Origin of the sequence: Planctomonas deserti (assembly GCF_003067705.1) — a bacterium.
Classification (GTDB): Bacteria; Actinomycetota; Actinomycetes; order Actinomycetales; family Microbacteriaceae; genus Planctomonas; species Planctomonas deserti.
The window spans coordinates 1-514 of sequence record NZ_QANL01000223.1 but is presented as its reverse complement, the minus strand read 5'-3'; the positions used below and the strand labels follow the sequence as shown (position 1 = coordinate 514).

Annotated in this window: 2 protein-coding genes; both read right to left on the bottom strand. The window is 65.2% G+C overall.

What is annotated here, in order from left to right:
- Positions 1-266 (bottom strand): 16S rRNA (cytosine(1402)-N(4))-methyltransferase (gene mraW, locus DAI20_RS20400; protein WP_205781553.1); only part of this gene is annotated, 266 nt, incomplete at its 3' end.
- 65 nt (positions 267-331) lie between these two features.
- On the bottom strand, positions 332-514 hold a 183-nt coding region (locus tag DAI20_RS20395; protein WP_205781552.1), incomplete at its 5' end, for an MraZ-related protein.

The following is a 514-nucleotide window of genomic DNA, read 5'->3' as shown; positions in this document are numbered from 1 at the left end:
AGGCCTTCGGCCGTCGCATCCCACTGCAGCAGCTGGGCGAAGCTGCCACGGAAGATGGACACGCGCGGGTCCGGCGCAAAATCGCGCTCGGCTACGGCGATGGCTTCCGGATCCTTGTCCATGACCAGCAGGCGCCCCTCGGGACCGAGCTGGGTGAGCACGCCACGTGCATGACCGCCACGACCGAACGTGCCATCCAGATAACGTCCGTTTTCGATCACCCTCAGGCCTTCAAGGACCTGGGTGTACAGGACCGGCAGGTGCACCGCCGGCGACTGCGACACCGGAAGGTGACCGGCCTGCGCTTCTGGGCGCATCCGGGCACCCCGGCTCACAACTTCAGGTCGAGCAACCCATCACCCAGATCCTCGTCAGACAACGTCTGCTGGATCAGGGCCCGATGCGCCTGCTCGCTCCACAATTCGAACTTGTCGCCCATACCGAGCAATACCGCCTTCTTCTCAATGCCCACCGCACCGCGGTGGCTGGCGGGGATGCTGATGCGACCGTTGCC